Here is a 15,441-nt window from a genome sequence, read left to right on the forward strand (position 1 = left end):
CGATGAGCAAGCAGACCAAGACCAACGCCCCGCGCCAGACCGCAGCGAGCATAAGAGCCGCCAAGGGCGGAACGCCCGTCGTGTGCCTGACGGCCTACGACGCGCCGACCGCCGCGATGCTGGACCCCCATTGCGACCTGCTGCTCGTCGGCGACTCACTCGGCATGGTGGTGCACGGCCTTCCGAGCACAGTCGGCGTGACCCTCGAGATGATGATCCTGCACGGCAAGGCGGTCATGCGCGGCGCCGAGCGGAGCCTCGTCGTCGTCGATCTGCCCTTCGGGACCTACGAAGCCTCGCCCGAACAGGCCTTCGCGAGCGCGGCCCGCGTCCTGTCCGAGACGGGCGCCGGGGCGGTGAAGATCGAGAGCGGCGCCTATGCCGGGGAAACCGTGCGCTACTTGAGCGAACGGGGCGTGCCGGTGATGGCGCATGTGGGCCTTCGGCCGCAGGCGAGCCTCGTCACCGGCGGCTTCAAGGCGAAGGGTCGCAGCGAGGCCGAGACCGAAGCCGTGCTCGCCGAGGCCCGCGCGGCGGACGAGGGCGGCGCCTTCGCCATGGTGATCGAGGGGGTGGACGAGGCGCTGGCCGAGCGGATCACGCGCGAGGTGTCGTGCCCGACGATCGGGATCGGCGCGAGCGCGGCCTGCGACGGGCAGGTGCTGGTCACGCCCGACATGCTCGGTGCCTTCGACTGGACGCCGAAGTTCGTGCGCCGCTACGCGAACCTGCGCGGCGAGATCGGCGAGGCGGCCCGCGCCTACGCCGAGGACGTGCGGACGAGACGGTTTCCGGGCGAGGGCGAGACCTATCGCCTGCGAAAGGACTGACGCCGCCTCGCCGCCAGGGAGTGGCGGGCGCGATCGAAACGCGCGATGCTTGCGCGTCCGTGCCCCGCGTCCTACCTACACTCCCTATTCACCGAGGGCGGGCTAGCCCGGTGTCCGTCCCTTCGAAATGACAGGTTTCCGATGACCGAACGCGATCCCCACGACATCTACATGAACACGCTCGTCCCGATGGTGATCGAGCAGACGAGCCGCGGGGAACGCAGCTTCGACATCTACTCGCGCCTTCTGAAGGAGCGGATCATTTTCCTTTCGGGCCAGGTGCACGACCAGGTCTCGACCCTGATCGTCGCGCAGCTCCTGTTCCTCGAAGCGGACAACCCGAAGAAGGACATCGCCTTCTACATCAACTCGCCGGGCGGCTCGGTCACGGCCGGCCTCGCGATGTACGACACCATGCGGTACATCCGCCCGGCCGTCAGCACGATGTGCATCGGCCTCGCGGCGTCCATGGGGTCGTTGCTGCTGACCGCGGGGACCAAGGGCCAGCGCTTCTCGCTGCCCAACTCCCGCATCATGGTCCACCAGCCCTCCGCCGGCTTCCAGGGCCAGGCGTCCGACATCGAGCGGCACGCGCGCGACATCATCGCGACCAAGCGCCGCCTCAACGAGATCTACGTCGAGCATACCGGTCAGGACTACGACACGATTGAGCAGACCCTCGACCGGGACACGTTCATGACGCCGGAAGAGGCGCTGGAGTTCGGCCTCATCGATCAGGTGCTGGAACGGCGCGCCGCGCCGGGCGAGGGCGCCCAAGGACCGGCCGCCCCGCAATCGTAAACGCAACACGTTTGTAACCAATTGCGCGGAGCGTGAGGATACGCGCCGCGTTGCGCCGATGGACCCGATCATGCACAGTCGGGACTTCCGGCCTCACTTGGAACAGCCGCGGCCTTCGGGACCAGCGGCGAGGAGACCCTGAATGAGCAAGGTCAAAGGCAACGGCGCAGGCCCCTCCGGCTCGGGCGGCGACGGCAAGAACACGCTCTACTGCTCGTTCTGCGGCAAGTCGCAGCACGAGGTGCGGAAGCTGATCGCCGGTCCGACCGTCTTCATCTGCGACGAGTGCGTCGAGCTCTGCATGGACATCATTCGGGAGGAGTCGAAGTCCTCTCTCGTGAAGTCCGGCGACGGCGTGCCGAGCCCGCAGCACATCCACAACGTGCTCGACGACTACGTGATCGGTCAGAGCTACGCCAAGCGCGTGCTCTCGGTCGCGGTCCACAACCACTTCAAGCGCCTGAACCACGCGCAGAAGAACAACGACGTCGAGCTCGCCAAGTCCAACATCCTGCTCGTCGGGCCCACGGGCTCGGGCAAGACGCTGCTCGCGCAGACCCTCGCCCGCATCCTCGACGTGCCCTTCACCATGGCGGACGCGACGACGCTGACCGAGGCCGGCTATGTCGGCGAGGACGTCGAGAACATCGTTCTCAAGCTCCTGCAGTCGGCCGACTACAACGTCGAGCGGGCGCAGCGCGGCATCGTCTACATCGACGAGATCGACAAGATCTCGCGCAAGTCGGACAACCCGTCCATCACGCGCGACGTGTCGGGCGAGGGCGTGCAGCAAGCCCTCCTGAAGATCATGGAGGGCACCGTTGCCTCCGTGCCGCCGCAGGGCGGGCGCAAGCATCCGCAGCAGGAGTTCCTGCAGGTCGACACGACCAACATCCTCTTCATCGTGGGCGGCGCCTTCGCCGGCCTCGACAAGGTAATCCAGTCGCGCGGCGACGCCGCCTCGATCGGCTTCGGCGCGAAGGTGAAGGAAGTCGACGAGGACCGCCGCATCGGCGACGTGCTTCGCGGCGTCGAGCCTGAGGACCTCCTCAAGTTCGGCCTGATCCCCGAGTTCATCGGCCGTCTGCCGGTGATCGCGACCCTCGAGGACCTCGACGAGGAGGCCCTGGTTCAGATCCTGACGACGCCGAAGAACGCGCTCGTCAAGCAGTACCAGCGCCTCTTCGAGATGGAGGACGTCGAGCTGACCTTCACCGAGGAAGCGCTCAAGGCCGTCGCCCGCCGCGCCATCGGCCGCAAGACCGGCGCCCGGGGCCTGCGCTCCATCATGGAGGGCATCCTCCTCGACTCGATGTTCGACCTGCCGACCCTGGACGGGCTGCAGGAGGTCGTCGTCAACGAGGAGGTCGTCGAGGGCCGGGCTGAACCGCTCAAGGTCTTCGCCGAGGACGCAAAGCAGGAAGGCGCGAGCGCGTAACGCCGCTCTGCAAACTTCGAAACGTCGAAGGCCCCCTCGCGGGGCCTTCTTCGTGTCCGGGGGCACGCTCGGCCTTCGCTTTCCGTGGCGAAGGCGGTTAAGCGTCGGGCATGTCCTCGACGACGCCAAGCAACACGCCCGAGTATACCGTCAGCCAGCTTTCGGGCGCCCTCAAGCGCACGATCGAGGACGCCTACGGCTACGTCCGGGTGCGCGGCGAGCTGGGCCGCGTGACGCGGGCGGGCTCTGGGCACGTCTACCTGGACCTCAAGGACGAGCGGGCCGTCCTCTCCTCGGTCGTCTGGAAGGGCTCGGCGAGCCGGATGAAGGTCCGCCCCGAGCAGGGGATGGAGGTCATCGCCACGGGTCGGATGACGACCTTCCCCGGCCAGTCGCGCTACCAACTCGTCATCGACACGTTGGAGCCCGCAGGCGCGGGCACGCTGATGGCGCTCTTCGAAGAGCGCAAGAAGAAGCTCGCCGCGGAAGGGCTGTTCGACCCCGCGCGCAAACGGCCGCTGCCCTACCTGCCGAGCGTGATCGGCGTCGTGACCTCGCCGTCCGGGGCGGTCATCCGCGACATCCTGCATCGCCTGCGCGACCGCTTCCCCTCCCGCGTCCTCGTCTGGCCCGCCCTCGTCCAAGGCGAGCGCGCGGCCGAACAGATCGTCGCCGGGATCGAAGGCTTCAACCGCCTGCCCGAGGGCTTTCCCCGGCCCGACGTCCTCATCGTCGCGCGCGGCGGGGGCAGCCTCGAGGACCTCTGGTGCTTCAACGACGAGGGCGTCGCGCGGGCGGCGGCGGGAAGCCGCATCCCGCTGATCTCCGCCGTCGGACACGAGACCGACACGACGCTGATCGACTTCGCCTCCGACGTCCGCGCGCCGACGCCGACCGCCGCGGCGGAGATGGCGGTGCCCGTGCGGCTCGACCTCCTCGCCGAGGTCGAGGGCAGGGCGGCGCAGCTCGGCACGGCACTCTCGCGGACGGTCGAGCGCCGCGACCTCGCGCTCACCGCAGCGGGGCGGGGGCTGGGGCGGCCCGAAGCCCTGATCCAGCCCGCGGAGCAGCGCCTCGACCGCGCGGCGGAGCGGCTCGGCGGCTCGCTCAGCGTCGCACTGGAGCGCGCGGAGAACCGCTTCGCCCGTGCGAGCCAGCGCCTGCGCAGCGCCGCGCTCGGCTTCGCGGACAGGGCCGCCGTGCGGGCCGGGCGGACGACGGGGCGCCTGTCCCCGACGCTGCTTCGGCAGCCCTTGGCGCTTCGGGCTCAGCGCCTCGAAGCCCGCGCCGAGCGGCTCTCGCGCGCCCCGCTGCGAGGCCTCGACCGGGCGAGCGCGCGGCTCGACCGCTCGCGCCTTCCCGCGGCGGCGGTTCGCCGTTCGCTTCGCGAAGGCAGCGCCGACACCGCCGCCGCGGCGCGCCGCCTCGCCGCGACGACCGCGCTCCTCGACCGGGCGGGGCAGAGGCTCGAAGCGCAAGGCCGCCTCCTGACCAGCTACTCCTACCAAGGCGTGCTGGAGCGCGGCTTCGCGCTCGTTACCGCCGCCGACGGCGCCGTCGTCCGCCGGGCGTCCGAGGCCCAGGGCCAGGTGGCCCTCCGCTTCGCCGACGGGGTGCGCGAGGCGGTGATCGCCGACGGTCCGAAGGCGAAGCCGAAGCGCGCGAAAGAGGCGGCGCCGCAGACCTCCCTCTTCGAGTGAGCCTCTGCTAGGAGCCCCCCATGCTGGATACGACCGATCAGGGCCGAGAGGCCAAGCTTCGCTACCTCGACGCGGACTTCGACGTGCAACGCGCCGGGGCCTACGTGACCTGCGCGGTGACGGGACGAAAGATCGCGCTGGACGAGCTTCGCTACTGGAGCGTCGCGCGGCAGGAAGCCTATGCCGACGCTACGGCTGCGAACGAGGCCTACGAGAAGGCGCGCGCGAACGGCGAGGCGTTCTGATGCGGGCGCTCGCAGCGCTCCTCGTCGCCGCCTGCGCCGCGCACGCCGCGCCCCCCGAGCCGACGCTCTCGCCGAGCAGGACGACCCCGCACGAGGCGGCGGCGGACGACCCCGCCCCCTGGTTCACGGCGGACAGCGTCTTCTCGCAAGGCGGGCTCGCCTTCGGCACGACGGACCCGGCCGCCGAAGTCACCCTGGACGGCGACGCGGTCCCCGTCAGCGAGGACGGCCGCTTCGTCCTCGGCTTCGGGCGGGACCACGGCGAGCGGTCCACCCTGCGCATCGCGCTGCCGGACGGGACCGCGGAAGAGCGGGTGCTGACGATCGCGCCCAGGGAGTGGCTGCTCCTCGACGAGATCACCGGCGTCCCCGACAGCAAGGTGAACCCCTACAAGCCGGAAGACTTGGAGCGCATCCGTATCGGGACGGAGAAGAAGAACGCCGCACGCGCGTCCTCCGTCCCCTCGGCCTTCTGGCAGAGTGGCTTCGATTGGCCCGCGACGGGGCGGATCACCAGCCATTTCGGCTCCTACCGCACCTATAACGGCGTGCCGAAGAACCCGCATTCCGGCGTCGACGTGGCCCGGCCCCTGTCGATGAAGAGCCCGATGGACTTCGTCGGCACGCCCGTGCGCGCGCCTGCCGACGGGGTGATCACGCTCGCCGAGCCCGACATGTTCTTCGAGGGCGGCCTCGTCCTCATCGACCACGGACAGAACCTGGAGAGCGCACTCATGCACATGTCGCGCATCGACGTGAGAGCGGGCGACCGCGTCAGCCAAGGCGACGTCCTCGGCGGCGCCGGCATGACGGGCCGCGCGACGGGCCCGCATGTCCACTGGTCGGTGAAGTGGCACGGCACGCTCGTCGACCCCGAGCTTTTGGTAGGACCGATGCAATGACCTACGACCTCATCCTGCGCGGCGGCACCGTCGTGAACCATGACGGCGCGGGCGTCCGCGACGTCGGCGTCAAGGACGGCAAGATCGCCGCTTTGGACGTGCCCGCCGGCACGGATGCGGGCGAGGTCATCGACTGCACGGGCCTTCACGTCCTGCCCGGCGTCATCGACACGCAAGTCCACTTCAGAGAGCCCGGCAACACGCACAAGGAAGACCTGGCGGCGGGCGCACGCGGCGCGGCGCTCGGCGGCGTGACGGCGGTGTTCGAGATGCCGAACACCAACCCTCTGACGACGGACGAAGCGACGCTAGGCGACAAGCTCGACCGCGCCCGGGGCATGGTCGTCGATCACGCCTTCTACATGGGTGCGACGCGCGGGAACGCGGAACAGCTGGGCGAGCTCGAACTTCTGCCCGGCGTCTGCGGCGTGAAGCTGTTCATGGGCGCGAGCACCGGCAACCTCCTCATCGAAGACGACGAGGGCGTCGAGCTGGTCCTCAGGAACGGGATGCGCCGCGTCGCCTTCCACTCCGAGGACGAGTACATGCTTCGCGACAACGCGAAGCTCGCGCGCGACGGCGACTGGACGTCTCACCCCGAAGTCCGCAGCCCCGAGGCGGCGCTTCGTTCGACCGAGCGCCTCCTGCGCCTCGCGCGGAAGACCGGACGGCGGATCCACGTCCTTCACATCTCGACCGCCGACGAGCTGCCGCTCTTGGCCGCGAACAAGGACGTCGCCTCCTGCGAGTGCACGCCGCAGCACCTGACCCTGGAAGGGCCGGAGGCGTACGAACGGCTGAAGGGATTCGCGCAGATGAACCCGCCGGTTCGCGACGCGCATCACCGCCTCGCCCTATGGGACGCGCTGCGCGAGGGCCTCTTCGACGTCATCGGGTCGGACCACGCCCCCCACACGCGCGAGGAGAAGGCGAAGCCTTACCCCAAGTCGCCCTCCGGCATGCCGGGCGTGCAGACCCTGCTGCCCGTCATGCTGACCCACGTCGCGGCGGGGCACCTGACCCTCGAACGGCTGGTGGACCTGACGAGCGCGGGGGCGAACAGGATCTTCCAGATCGCGGGCAAGGGGCGCCTCGCCATCGGCTACGATGCGGACTTCACCGTAGTGGACCTGAAAGCCAAGCGGACGATCCGGCACGAGGACCAGGCGAACCTGTCCGGCTGGACGCCCTTCGACGGCTTCGAGACGACGGGGTGGCCGAAGGGCACGATCATCCGTGGGCGGCGCGTCATGTGGGAGGACAGCCTGATCGGCGAGCCGGGCGGTGAGCCCGTGCGCTTCCAGGAGACGCTGCCCAGACGCTGAAAGAGCGGCTAGCGGAAAGGCGCGTAGAGGCGCTCTGTCACCGCCAGCGCTCGTTCGCCCTCCTCGGCGTAGAGCGCTTCGGCCTCCGGCCCGCAGATCGCGTGCTCCTGGCTCGCTTCGCGGTAGGCCGCGTTGAAAGCCGCGATCATCTCGGCTCGCGTCGCGGCCACGGGCACTTCGAGCGGGATGAGCGCCATCAGCCGGGTGCGGAAGAGATCCGGGTCTTCCCCCTCGTCGCAGAGTTGGCGCAGCCGGTGCAGCGTGCCGAGCGACCCTGCCAGCGAGACGAGGTCGGCCTGGCGCGCCGCGAAGGCTTCCTCCGCCTCCGGCACGCGTCCGCCCGCGGGCGCCGGGACGAGGCCGAACAACAGCGCGGCGAGGAGCGCTTTCACTCGACCCGCCCCGACAGCGCCGGTGCGTTCGCCCGGCGGAAGGCGAGGGCGCCCTGGACCGCGAGGCGCGTCTTGTCCCAGGCGATCCGGGACAACGCCTCGGGGATGGACAGGAACGCCGCGTCGTCCGCGTCGTCGCCCGGTATCGGCTCGCCCGAGACGTGCTCGCAGACGAAGTCGATCATGACGAAGTGCGCCTCGTCGGAGCTCGCGGGCAGCGCCTCGAACGCGTCGATCAGGCCGACGACGCGCGCGGTCACGCCCGTCTCTTCGAGCACCTCGCGCAGCACGGCCTCGCGCAGCGGCTCGCCATGATCGACCTTGCCGCCCGGAATCGACCAGTGGCCCAGGAAGGGCGGACGCCCGCGCCGGATGAGGAGGACGCGGTCGCCGCGGAAGACGACTGCGCCTGCGGACAGGATCGGCTTGAGGGGGTCGGCCATTCCCCCTCATAACGCTCCCCATGAACGCGCGCTACGTCATCACCGAGACGCCGTCGGACATGGCCGAGGCCTTCGGCATCAAGATCACCGACAACTTTCCCGCGCGCTACAACGTGGCGCCGTCCCAGCCCGTGCCGGTGATCCGCCTGGGGCCCAAGGGCGAGCGGCGCTACGACCTCGTGCGCTGGGGCTTCGTGCCCGCCTGGGACCGGCAGGGCAGCTTCCTCAAGAAGGCCATCGTCAACATCCGCTCGGAGACGGCGGCGGAGAAGCCGAGCTTCAAGAACGCCTGGCGCCGGCGCCACTGCCTCTTCCCGATGAACGGCGCCTATGAGTGGCTGGACGAGGAGGGCGGCAAGCAGCCCTACCTCATCGCCAAGGACCGCTCCATGCCGCTCTTCTGCCTCGCGGGGCTTTGGGAGGAGTGGCTGGGGGCGGGCGGCGAGGAGATGACGACGGCCGCCTTCCTGACCCGGCCCGCCGTCGGCAAGCTGCGCCAGCTGCACCACCGCGTTCCCGTCTTCGTCGAGCCCGAACGCTACGAGGACTGGCTCCACGCCGACGAGACCGACGATCGCGCGGCGAAGGATATCGTCGGCCAGCCGCCGCCGGACCTCACCTGGTGGAAGGTCGGGCGCGCCGTGAACTCGTGGAAGCCGGACGGGCCCGAGCTGATCGAGGAGGTCTCGTGAGCCTGCGCATCTCCGACCGGGTCACGATCGAGGATTGGGAGGTTACGGAGAGCTTCACCACCTCGGGCGGCCCCGGCGGTCAGAACGTCAACAAGGTCGCGACCGCCGTCGAGCTTCGATTCGAGGCGGCGCGCTCGCCGAATCTGCCCGCGCCGGTGAAGGCGCGCCTGAGGCGCCTCGCGGGGCGGCGCTGGACGCAGGACGGTGCGCTGGTCCTGCATGTGCAGGAGACGCGGTCCCAGGCGCGCAACCGCGAGATCGCGCGGGCGCGCCTGGCCGACCTGATCCGCGACGCGCTCACGCCACCCAAGCCGAGGATTAGGACGAGGCCGACCCTCGCGAGCAAGCGCCGGCGCCTGGAGGCGAAGACGCGCCGCGGGCAGGTGAAGTCCCTGCGCGGCAACGTCCGACCAGAGGAGTAGGCGCCTCAGCCCTTGGCGAGGCCGACCTTCTGCGCCGCGCCCTTCACGCCCTTCTTGTTGGGGTCCTCCATGATCTCGAGCACGTTGCCGTCGGGATCCTCGAAGTAGGCCCAGTTCACGCCTTTGAGGTCCGGCTGGTTCTCGTCGAAGTGGACGACCGGCGCGTGGAACTCGTGCCCCGCCGCGCGCAGCGCCGCGAAGGCCTCCTCCGCGTCGTCCACCTGGAAGCACAGATGCTTCGCCCCCGGCTGCGCGACGGGCTGCTGGTGAAGGTCCTGTTGCGGACGGACGACCTCAATGAACTCGAGCGAGGTGTTGTCGACGTCGTAGAAGGCGATCTTCGCGTCGGCGTCGCCCGCGGCCTGTCCGACCTGCATCTGCTGGGCGAGCCCGGCGGAGTTGCCGACCTCGGTTCTGATGCTCGGCTCGGTCCCGAGCAGCGCGTTGTAGAACGCGACCGTCCGGTCGAGGTCCTGAACGATGATGCCGACGTGGTGGATGCGGGAAAGGGTGATGGCCATGGAGCGCCTCGCTGTCGTTTCACTGCGGAAACAGCGAGGCGGGCGGGGAGTCCGCCCGGACTTCGTGAAGGATAGGAAAGGGCTCGGCGCTAGGCGCCGTCGCCCCAGATGACGTCGTTGCCGTCACCGCCGTGGATGACGTCGCCGCCGAGCCCGCCGGTGATGGTGTCGTCACCCAAGAAGCCCCACAGACTGTCGTTTCCGGCGCTGCCGACGAGGTCGTCGGCGGCAGACCCCCCGGCGAAACCGCGCGCTCTCACGGTACCCTCGTACGAGATGAGCTGCTGTCCAACCGCATCAGGTTGGGATAAGCTGAAGATACCGTCGTATGATCCAACCAAGACAATCTCGATCGTCTGCGATCCTCCGCTATCGTCATGAAGTAGAAGCCGTGTCTCGCTAGACGTGCTTTCCACCGACATGCGGTCTCGATCGAGGTAGAGAATTAACTGATCATCAGGCGTAAAGTCTACGATGGTCGTCCGCCCTGCGTCACTGTCACCAAGATATCTGAAGGTTATAGAATCTCGACCCTCTCCCGTAACGATGAGGGTATCAGCGAATGTCGCTTCAACCAGAGTGTTTCCTGCGCCACCCAATAGCGTGTCCGCACCCTGAGTATTGATCAATTCATGAGAACCTTTTCCAACGACCTCAAGAAAGTCGTTCCCCGCCATGCCGTAGAGCGTCATCGCGTCGATAGCGTCCGATCTTAGGTCATCGCTGTAGATGGAAATGAAGTCATCGTCTCCACCCCCGTCGATGTTCAGTTCGTTCACACCCGATACCACGTTCGCATCGGCGTCGGACCGCAGGACTCCGCCGCGCAGGCTGACGCTATGTCGGCCCGAGTATCCGGTTTGCACGACTAATGTATCCCAACCCCCGCCCGCCGATAACGTATCGGAGCCCGGACCGAGAACCCAGAACTCGTTGCCGTCTGAGCCTATGAGTAGGTCGTCACCTGCTTCGTCGTGAATAACGTTTCTTTTGGAGTCAGGCTCGCTCGAGGTGACCGAGTAGATCGTATCATCTCCTGCGCCGCCGACCAGCGTTTCGCCGGAAGAGAAGGATGCCGACACACCGGGATCCTCAGAGTATATAAGGTCGGCGCCGTCGCCGCCGAGAATCACGTCGATTCCAGCCCCGCCGACGAGGGTATCGTCTCCTGCGAAACCTTCAACGACGTCGTTTCCCCCTCCCGCTGACAAACGATCGGCATACCGGCCGCCTACGAGCAGATTATCGTTAGCGTCACCGATCGTATCATATTGCGTAGCGCCGACCAACTGTAGATAAGTGAAGCCTCCGAGCTGATCGATGCTTCGTACTAGAGTCAATGGGTCGATTGGGTCGGTAAAGTGGACCTTCGTTTCGAAGGTACCATTTCCATCGCCGTCGATATGAAGCTCAACGGGCGTGATCCATTTGTGTTGCTCATCGTCTATTGGCGCTGATAACATCAGGAAGTCGCCGGGGGCGAAATCTTCGAGGTAGACAATACGCTCAGACAGTGATGTCGAATACAGCTCGATGCGGTCCAGACCGTCGCCGGTATGAATAGTGTCAATTCCGGCCCCTGGATCGAAAGTCTCCGACCGAGCTAAGCCGGCGAAACGATCGTAGACGGAAACGATAGAGTTCGATCCGTGAAGCGTGTCGTTCCCGGAGCCCCCATCGAGGTGGGCCAACGCTCCGACGGCAGTGATCGTGTCGTTACCGTTCTCGCCGTAGAGGCGCGCACCGTTTGAGCGGCCGAACAAGCTGTCGTTCCCGCTGCCGCCGTAGAGATAATCGCTCTCCCAGAGGTAGGAACTGCCGGAGGGTCCGGTGTCGAGGTGATCGTCGCCGCTCTCGCCGTAGATCGTGTCGGCGCCGGTCGTTCCGAGCAACGTGTCGTCACCGCTCGTGCCTCGTCGTAGCGTCATGTTGTGCCCCCTGTCTCGGAGGCGAAGATCAGCGGAAAGTCCTAAAGATCAAGAAACTCGGCGTGCAAATCCACCGTTCCGCGTTCGCCGACCGCGTCCCAGTTCGCGTCGAGCCAAGACTCCGCCGCCCGCCGTCCCCGGTCGCGCAAGTCGCATAGGAACCCCCAGCTCGTGTCGTACTTGGAGGCGAGGCTCAGATCCTTCAGCGTCTTGTCGGCGCGGATTGCGTGGAACTTGATGTCGGACAGCTCGGCCGCGTGCGTCTGCGTCACCCACTTGTCCCGCAGGAGCTTCTGCACGAACGCGACGGCGCGCATCTCCTTCAGGAGGGCCGAGTTGAAGGTGATCTCGTTGATGCGGTTGTCGATCTGCGCTGCGGTCATCGGGACCTCGTCGCGCTCGATCGGGTTGATGTGCACGACGAGGAGGTCCTCGACGTCCGTCTCGTAGAAGAGCGGCCACAAGGACGGGTTGCCCATGTAGCCGCCGTCCCAATAGGCCTCGCCGCCGATCTCGACGGCCTGGAACAGCTGCGGCAGGCAGGCCGACGCCATCACCGCGTCGAGCGTCACTTCCTCCTTGCGGAAGACGCGGACCTTCCCGCTACGGACGTTCGTGGCGCTGATGAAGAGCTTGATGTCGCCCTCGCGGTGGATGACGTCGAAGTCGACGGCCTCCTCGAGGACGACCCGAAGCGGATTGTAGTTGACGGGATTGAACTGGTACGGACTGAGCGACAGCGCCGCGAGTTCCATCACCGCGAAGGAGATCATCTGCTCCGCGTCGGCGAGGCCGGGGACGAGGCTGCGCCAGGGCTCGGGCACGTCCGGGACGCCCATCAGGCCCTTCATCTCGGAGACCTTGCGCCAGAACCCTTCGAGCGCCTCGCGTGCGCCCTCGTCCCCGCCCTTCGCGTGCCCATAGGCGATGACGGCGGCGTTCATCGCCCCGGCCGAGGTCGCGGTGATGGCGTTCAGCGTGACCCTTCGGCTCTCGAGCAGGCGGTCGGCGACGCCCCAGGCGTAGGCGCCGTGCGCGCCGCCGCCCTGGAGCGCGAGGTTGAGGCCCTTGCGAGGGGCTTCGCTCATTGCGCCGTCCAGCCCCCGTCGATGACGTAGGAGCTGCCCGTGCACGACGCCCCCGCGTCCGAGCAGAGGTAGAGGAGCATGCCGTTGAGCTGCTCGTAGGTGACGAACTCCTTGGTCGGTTGCGCCTTGAGCATGACTTCGGACTTCACCTCTTCCTCGGTCATGCCGCGCGCCTTCGCCGTGTCCGCGACCTGGTTCTCGACCAGCGGCGTCAGCGTGTAGCCAGGGCAGATCGAGTTCACGGTGATGCCCTGCTCGGCGACCTCGAGCGCGACCGCCTTGGAGAACCCCAGGACCGCGTGCTTGGTCGCGACGTAAGGCGCCTTGAAGGGGGAGGCGACGAGGCCGTGGGCGGAGGCCGTGTTGACGATCCGGCCCCAGCGGCGCTTCTTCATGCCGGGCAGGACGGCCTTGGTCGCGTGGAAGACGGCCGAGAGGTTGAGCGCGACGAGGCGGTCCCAGGTCGCCTCGTCATACTCGTCGATCGGCGCGACCTTCTGCATGCCGGCATTGTTGACGAGGATGTCGATCTTGCCGTGCGCGGCCTCGGCATCCGCGATCAGGCGTCGGATCTCGGCCTGATCCATGAGGTTCGCGCCGTCGAAGCGGACGGTGACGCCGTAGGTGTCTTCGAGGCGCTTGCGCTCCTTCTCGATCTCCGCCTCCTCGCCGAGGCCGTTGAGGGTCAAGGCGACCCCCATCTTGGCCAGGGCCTCGGCCATGTGCAGCCCGATGCCGGAGGTGGAGCCGGTGACGACCGCGCTGCGGCCCTTCAGGTCTTCGAACATGAGGTGCTCCTCGCGTGAGTTCTTCGCTGGCGCGGTAACACGCGTTGTGCGCCGCCGTACCCATTCTTGGCAGCGTCGAGAGCCGCTCCCGCGAAAGCGCCGCGGAGGCGGGTTTGACGCTTGACCCCCGCCGCCCGGCCTCCTATCAGGCGGCCTCGCACTTCGGTGCGACGCGGGTGTAGCTCAGTTGGTTAGAGTGCCGGCCTGTCACGCCGGAGGTCGCGGGTTCGAGCCCCGTCACTCGCGCCATCCCTTTCATGGGATGGCCTTTCCCCCCGTCACCGAGAGTCCGCGATGCGGCTGGTTATGTCCCTCTGGCCGCTTCTGCTGTCGGGCGGCCTCCTGCTCGGCTGCAACGGCCTTCAAAGCACGCTGCTCGCCGTTCGCGGCGGGATCGAGGGGTTCCCGGTCACGGTGATCGGGATGTTCCTCTCGGCCTATTATGTCGGGCTGGTCCTGGGCTGCCGGTTCGCGCCCGCCTTCGTGCGCGACGTGGGGCACGTGCGGTCCTTCACCGCCTTCGCGTCGATCGCCTCGGCCGCGACCTTGGCCCATGCCATCGTCGTCGAGCCGGTCTTCTGGCTGGCGCTTCGTGTGCTGACGGGATTCTCCTTCGCCGCGATGCAGATGGTACTCGAAGCCTGGCTGAACGAGCGCTCGACCAACGCGACGCGGGGGCGGGTGCTGTCCGCCTACCGCATCACGGACTTCAGCTTCGTCACGGCGATGCAGGCCTCGCTGACGCTGTTCGATCCGCAGAGCTTCGTCGTGTTCTCTCTTCTGTCCGTCGCGATCTCGCTGGCCCTCGTGCCCGTGGCGCTGACCCGGGTCGAGGCGCCGCCGCCGCCCGTCTCCACGCGTCTGCACCTTGGACGGCTCTGGCGCGTCTCCCCCGTGGCCTTCGCGGGCGCGGCCATGGTCGGGCTCGCCGCGTCGTCCTACTGGTCGATGGGACCGGTCTTCGTGCGCAGCCTCGGCTACGCCGGAACGGCAGCGGGCCCCTTCGTCGCCTCCATCATCCTTGGCGGCGCGCTGGCGCAGTGGCCCGTCGGCTGGCTCTCGGACCGGTTCGACCGGCGGGCCGTCCTGATGAGCTGCGCCGTGGGCGCGGCGGGGGCGGCCGTCTGCCTGCCGCTCGCGGGGACCGTCTCCTTCCATGCGCTGCTCGGGGCGGGCGCGGTCTTCGGCGTCTTCGCCATGCCGTGCTTCGGCCTGACGGTCGCCCATGCGAACGATCATGCGGATCCGGGCGAGGCGCTGTCGGTGAACGGGGGCCTCTTGCTGCTCTACGGCGTCGCCGCCATCGCGGGCGCTTCCGTCGCGCCTCAGGCGATGCGCCTTCTGGGGCCCGCGGGCCTCTTCTGGTGGGTGGCGAGCGTCTACGTGGTGCTGGTCTTCTTCTGTGCCGTCAGGATGACCCGCCGGACGGCCCCCGCCGCCACGGCGCCCTACGTCCCGGTTCCGCGCACGACGCCCACGGCCTTCGCCCTCGACCCGCGCGTGCCGGATCAGTCGCCGAGGTAGTGAAGCGACAAGCGCCGCTCGTGCGGCCTCGCGCGGTGCTCGATCAGGTAGACGCCCTGCCAGGTGCCGAGGTGCATCCGCCCCCCGCGCACCGGCACGGAGAGCGTCGCCGAGGTCAGCATGGTGCGGATGTGCGCGGGCATGTCGTCCGGGCCTTCCGCATCGTGGACGTACCGTCCGTCCTGTGGCGCGAAGCGGTGAAGCGCCGTCTTCAGGTCGGTCAGCACGTCGGGATCGGCGTTCTCCTGGATCGTCAGCGAGGCCGAGGTGTGACGGCAGAGGATAGTCAGGAGGCCGTTTTGGGCGCCCTGACCCTGCAGCCAGGACGCGACCTGCCGCGTCACGTCGAAGAAGCCTTCGCCGCGCGTCGAGACCTCGAGGTCGCCAAGGGCCTGACGCAGG

General features: G+C 68.1%; 17 protein-coding genes and 1 tRNA gene. 11 read left to right on the forward strand and 7 right to left on the reverse strand.

The window, feature by feature from the left end; genetic code table 11:
• The first annotated feature begins 2 nt into the window (after nt 1–2).
• From panB to GGQ59_RS04805, 7 genes are all read left to right on the forward strand, one after another.
• Complete coding sequence (gene panB, locus GGQ59_RS04775; RefSeq protein WP_183816291.1) at nt 3–830, forward strand: 3-methyl-2-oxobutanoate hydroxymethyltransferase; 828 nt, start codon at nt 3–5, stop codon at nt 828–830.
• A gap of 141 nt (nt 831–971) precedes the next feature.
• Nucleotides 972–1,631, forward strand: a complete 660-nt coding sequence (gene clpP / locus GGQ59_RS04780; protein ID WP_183816293.1) for an ATP-dependent Clp endopeptidase proteolytic subunit ClpP — start codon at nt 972–974, stop codon at nt 1,629–1,631.
• A 142-nt stretch (nt 1,632–1,773) separates the two neighbouring features.
• Nucleotides 1,774–3,069, forward strand: a complete 1,296-nt coding sequence (gene clpX / locus GGQ59_RS04785) for an ATP-dependent Clp protease ATP-binding subunit ClpX (RefSeq protein WP_183816295.1) — start codon at nt 1,774–1,776, stop codon at nt 3,067–3,069.
• A gap of 110 nt (nt 3,070–3,179) precedes the next feature.
• On the forward strand, nt 3,180–4,769 hold the full coding sequence (gene xseA, locus GGQ59_RS04790; RefSeq protein WP_183816297.1) for an exodeoxyribonuclease VII large subunit: 1,590 nt from the start codon (nt 3,180–3,182) through the stop codon (nt 4,767–4,769).
• A gap of 20 nt (nt 4,770–4,789) precedes the next feature.
• Nucleotides 4,790–5,014 carry a DUF2093 domain-containing protein gene (locus GGQ59_RS04795; protein ID WP_183816299.1) on the forward strand — a complete coding sequence of 75 codons (225 nt, stop codon included), beginning with the start codon at nt 4,790–4,792 and terminating at the stop codon, nt 5,012–5,014.
• Nucleotides 5,014–5,916: a M23 family metallopeptidase gene (locus GGQ59_RS04800; RefSeq protein WP_183816301.1), complete on the forward strand. Its 903-nt coding sequence runs from the start codon at nt 5,014–5,016 to the stop codon at nt 5,914–5,916. Before GGQ59_RS04795 ends, GGQ59_RS04800 begins: the two co-directional genes overlap by 1 nt.
• Nucleotides 5,913–7,241 (forward strand): dihydroorotase, encoded by a 1,329-nt coding sequence (locus GGQ59_RS04805; RefSeq protein ID WP_183816303.1) that lies wholly within the window; start codon nt 5,913–5,915, stop codon nt 7,239–7,241. Before GGQ59_RS04800 ends, GGQ59_RS04805 begins: the two co-directional genes overlap by 4 nt.
• Nucleotides 7,242–7,249: 8 nt before the next feature.
• Here the strand turns inward: GGQ59_RS04805 and GGQ59_RS04810 are convergent, their stop codons facing one another.
• Nucleotides 7,250–7,633 carry a TIGR02301 family protein gene (locus tag GGQ59_RS04810; RefSeq protein WP_183816305.1) on the reverse strand — a complete coding sequence of 128 codons (384 nt, stop codon included), beginning with the start codon at nt 7,631–7,633 and terminating at the stop codon, nt 7,250–7,252.
• A complete protein-coding gene (locus GGQ59_RS04815) occupies nt 7,630–8,076 on the reverse strand; it encodes an NUDIX hydrolase (RefSeq protein WP_183816307.1) in 447 nt (148 codons plus the stop codon). Before GGQ59_RS04815 ends, GGQ59_RS04810 begins: the two co-directional genes overlap by 4 nt.
• Nucleotides 8,077–8,096: 20 nt before the next feature.
• On the opposite strand from GGQ59_RS04815, the gene GGQ59_RS04820 reads away from it, so the two are divergent.
• Both GGQ59_RS04820 and arfB read left to right on the forward strand, forming a co-directional pair.
• On the forward strand, nt 8,097–8,768 hold the full coding sequence (locus GGQ59_RS04820; RefSeq protein ID WP_183816309.1) for an SOS response-associated peptidase: 672 nt from the start codon (nt 8,097–8,099) through the stop codon (nt 8,766–8,768).
• 2 nt (nt 8,769–8,770) lie between these two features.
• On the forward strand, nt 8,771–9,190 hold the full coding sequence (gene arfB, locus GGQ59_RS04825; RefSeq protein WP_183816751.1) for an alternative ribosome rescue aminoacyl-tRNA hydrolase ArfB: 420 nt from the start codon (nt 8,771–8,773) through the stop codon (nt 9,188–9,190).
• 5 nt (nt 9,191–9,195) lie between these two features.
• Here the strand turns inward: arfB and GGQ59_RS04830 are convergent, their stop codons facing one another.
• From GGQ59_RS04830 to GGQ59_RS04845, 4 genes are all read right to left on the reverse strand, one after another.
• Nucleotides 9,196–9,711 (reverse strand): VOC family protein, encoded by a 516-nt coding sequence (locus GGQ59_RS04830; protein WP_183816312.1) that lies wholly within the window; start codon nt 9,709–9,711, stop codon nt 9,196–9,198.
• A gap of 89 nt (nt 9,712–9,800) precedes the next feature.
• Complete coding sequence (locus tag GGQ59_RS04835; protein ID WP_183816314.1) at nt 9,801–11,639, reverse strand: calcium-binding protein; 1,839 nt, start codon at nt 11,637–11,639, stop codon at nt 9,801–9,803.
• 41 nt (nt 11,640–11,680) lie between these two features.
• Nucleotides 11,681–12,727, reverse strand: a complete 1,047-nt coding sequence (locus tag GGQ59_RS04840; protein ID WP_183816316.1) for a patatin-like phospholipase family protein — start codon at nt 12,725–12,727, stop codon at nt 11,681–11,683.
• Nucleotides 12,724–13,515 (reverse strand): 3-hydroxybutyrate dehydrogenase, encoded by a 792-nt coding sequence (locus GGQ59_RS04845; RefSeq protein ID WP_183816318.1) that lies wholly within the window; start codon nt 13,513–13,515, stop codon nt 12,724–12,726. Before GGQ59_RS04845 ends, GGQ59_RS04840 begins: the two co-directional genes overlap by 4 nt.
• A gap of 172 nt (nt 13,516–13,687) precedes the next feature.
• On the opposite strand from GGQ59_RS04845, the gene GGQ59_RS04850 reads away from it, so the two are divergent.
• A tRNA-Asp gene (locus tag GGQ59_RS04850) sits at nt 13,688–13,764 on the forward strand.
• Nucleotides 13,765–13,821: 57 nt separating this feature from the next.
• Complete coding sequence (locus GGQ59_RS04855) at nt 13,822–15,039, forward strand: MFS transporter (RefSeq protein WP_183816320.1); 1,218 nt, start codon at nt 13,822–13,824, stop codon at nt 15,037–15,039.
• Here GGQ59_RS04855 and GGQ59_RS04860 read toward each other — a convergent pair.
• Entirely contained in the window at nt 15,024–15,440 is a 417-nt protein-coding gene (locus tag GGQ59_RS04860) for a secondary thiamine-phosphate synthase enzyme YjbQ (RefSeq protein ID WP_183816753.1), read from the reverse strand. The two genes, GGQ59_RS04855 and GGQ59_RS04860, sit on opposite strands and share 16 nt — an antisense overlap.
• Nucleotide 15,441 lies beyond the last annotated feature (1 nt).

It is taken from the genome of Parvularcula dongshanensis (genome assembly GCF_014199615.1).
GTDB lineage: Bacteria > Pseudomonadota > Alphaproteobacteria > Caulobacterales > Parvularculaceae > Parvularcula > Parvularcula dongshanensis.

Excerpts from the sequence above, each read along its gene's own strand:
- panB (WP_183816291.1), top strand. The coding sequence starts at position 3 with ATGAGCAAGCAGACCAAGACCAACGCCCCGCGCCAGACCGCAGCGAGC.
- clpP (WP_183816293.1), top strand. The coding sequence starts at position 972 with ATGACCGAACGCGATCCCCACGACATCTACATGAACACGCTCGTCCCG.
- clpX (WP_183816295.1), top strand. The coding sequence starts at position 1,774 with ATGAGCAAGGTCAAAGGCAACGGCGCAGGCCCCTCCGGCTCGGGCGGC.
- xseA (WP_183816297.1), top strand. The coding sequence starts at position 3,180 with ATGTCCTCGACGACGCCAAGCAACACGCCCGAGTATACCGTCAGCCAG.
- GGQ59_RS04795 (WP_183816299.1), top strand. The coding sequence starts at position 4,790 with ATGCTGGATACGACCGATCAGGGCCGAGAGGCCAAGCTTCGCTACCTC.
- GGQ59_RS04800 (WP_183816301.1), top strand. The coding sequence starts at position 5,014 with ATGCGGGCGCTCGCAGCGCTCCTCGTCGCCGCCTGCGCCGCGCACGCC.
- GGQ59_RS04805 (WP_183816303.1), top strand. The coding sequence starts at position 5,913 with ATGACCTACGACCTCATCCTGCGCGGCGGCACCGTCGTGAACCATGAC.
- GGQ59_RS04815 (WP_183816307.1), bottom strand. The coding sequence starts at position 8,076 with ATGGCCGACCCCCTCAAGCCGATCCTGTCCGCAGGCGCAGTCGTCTTC.
- GGQ59_RS04820 (WP_183816309.1), top strand. The coding sequence starts at position 8,097 with ATGAACGCGCGCTACGTCATCACCGAGACGCCGTCGGACATGGCCGAG.
- GGQ59_RS04830 (WP_183816312.1), bottom strand. The coding sequence starts at position 9,711 with ATGGCCATCACCCTTTCCCGCATCCACCACGTCGGCATCATCGTTCAG.
- GGQ59_RS04835 (WP_183816314.1), bottom strand. The coding sequence starts at position 11,639 with ATGACGCTACGACGAGGCACGAGCGGTGACGACACGTTGCTCGGAACG.
- GGQ59_RS04840 (WP_183816316.1), bottom strand. The coding sequence starts at position 12,727 with ATGAGCGAAGCCCCTCGCAAGGGCCTCAACCTCGCGCTCCAGGGCGGC.
- GGQ59_RS04845 (WP_183816318.1), bottom strand. The coding sequence starts at position 13,515 with ATGTTCGAAGACCTGAAGGGCCGCAGCGCGGTCGTCACCGGCTCCACC.
- GGQ59_RS04855 (WP_183816320.1), top strand. The coding sequence starts at position 13,822 with ATGTCCCTCTGGCCGCTTCTGCTGTCGGGCGGCCTCCTGCTCGGCTGC.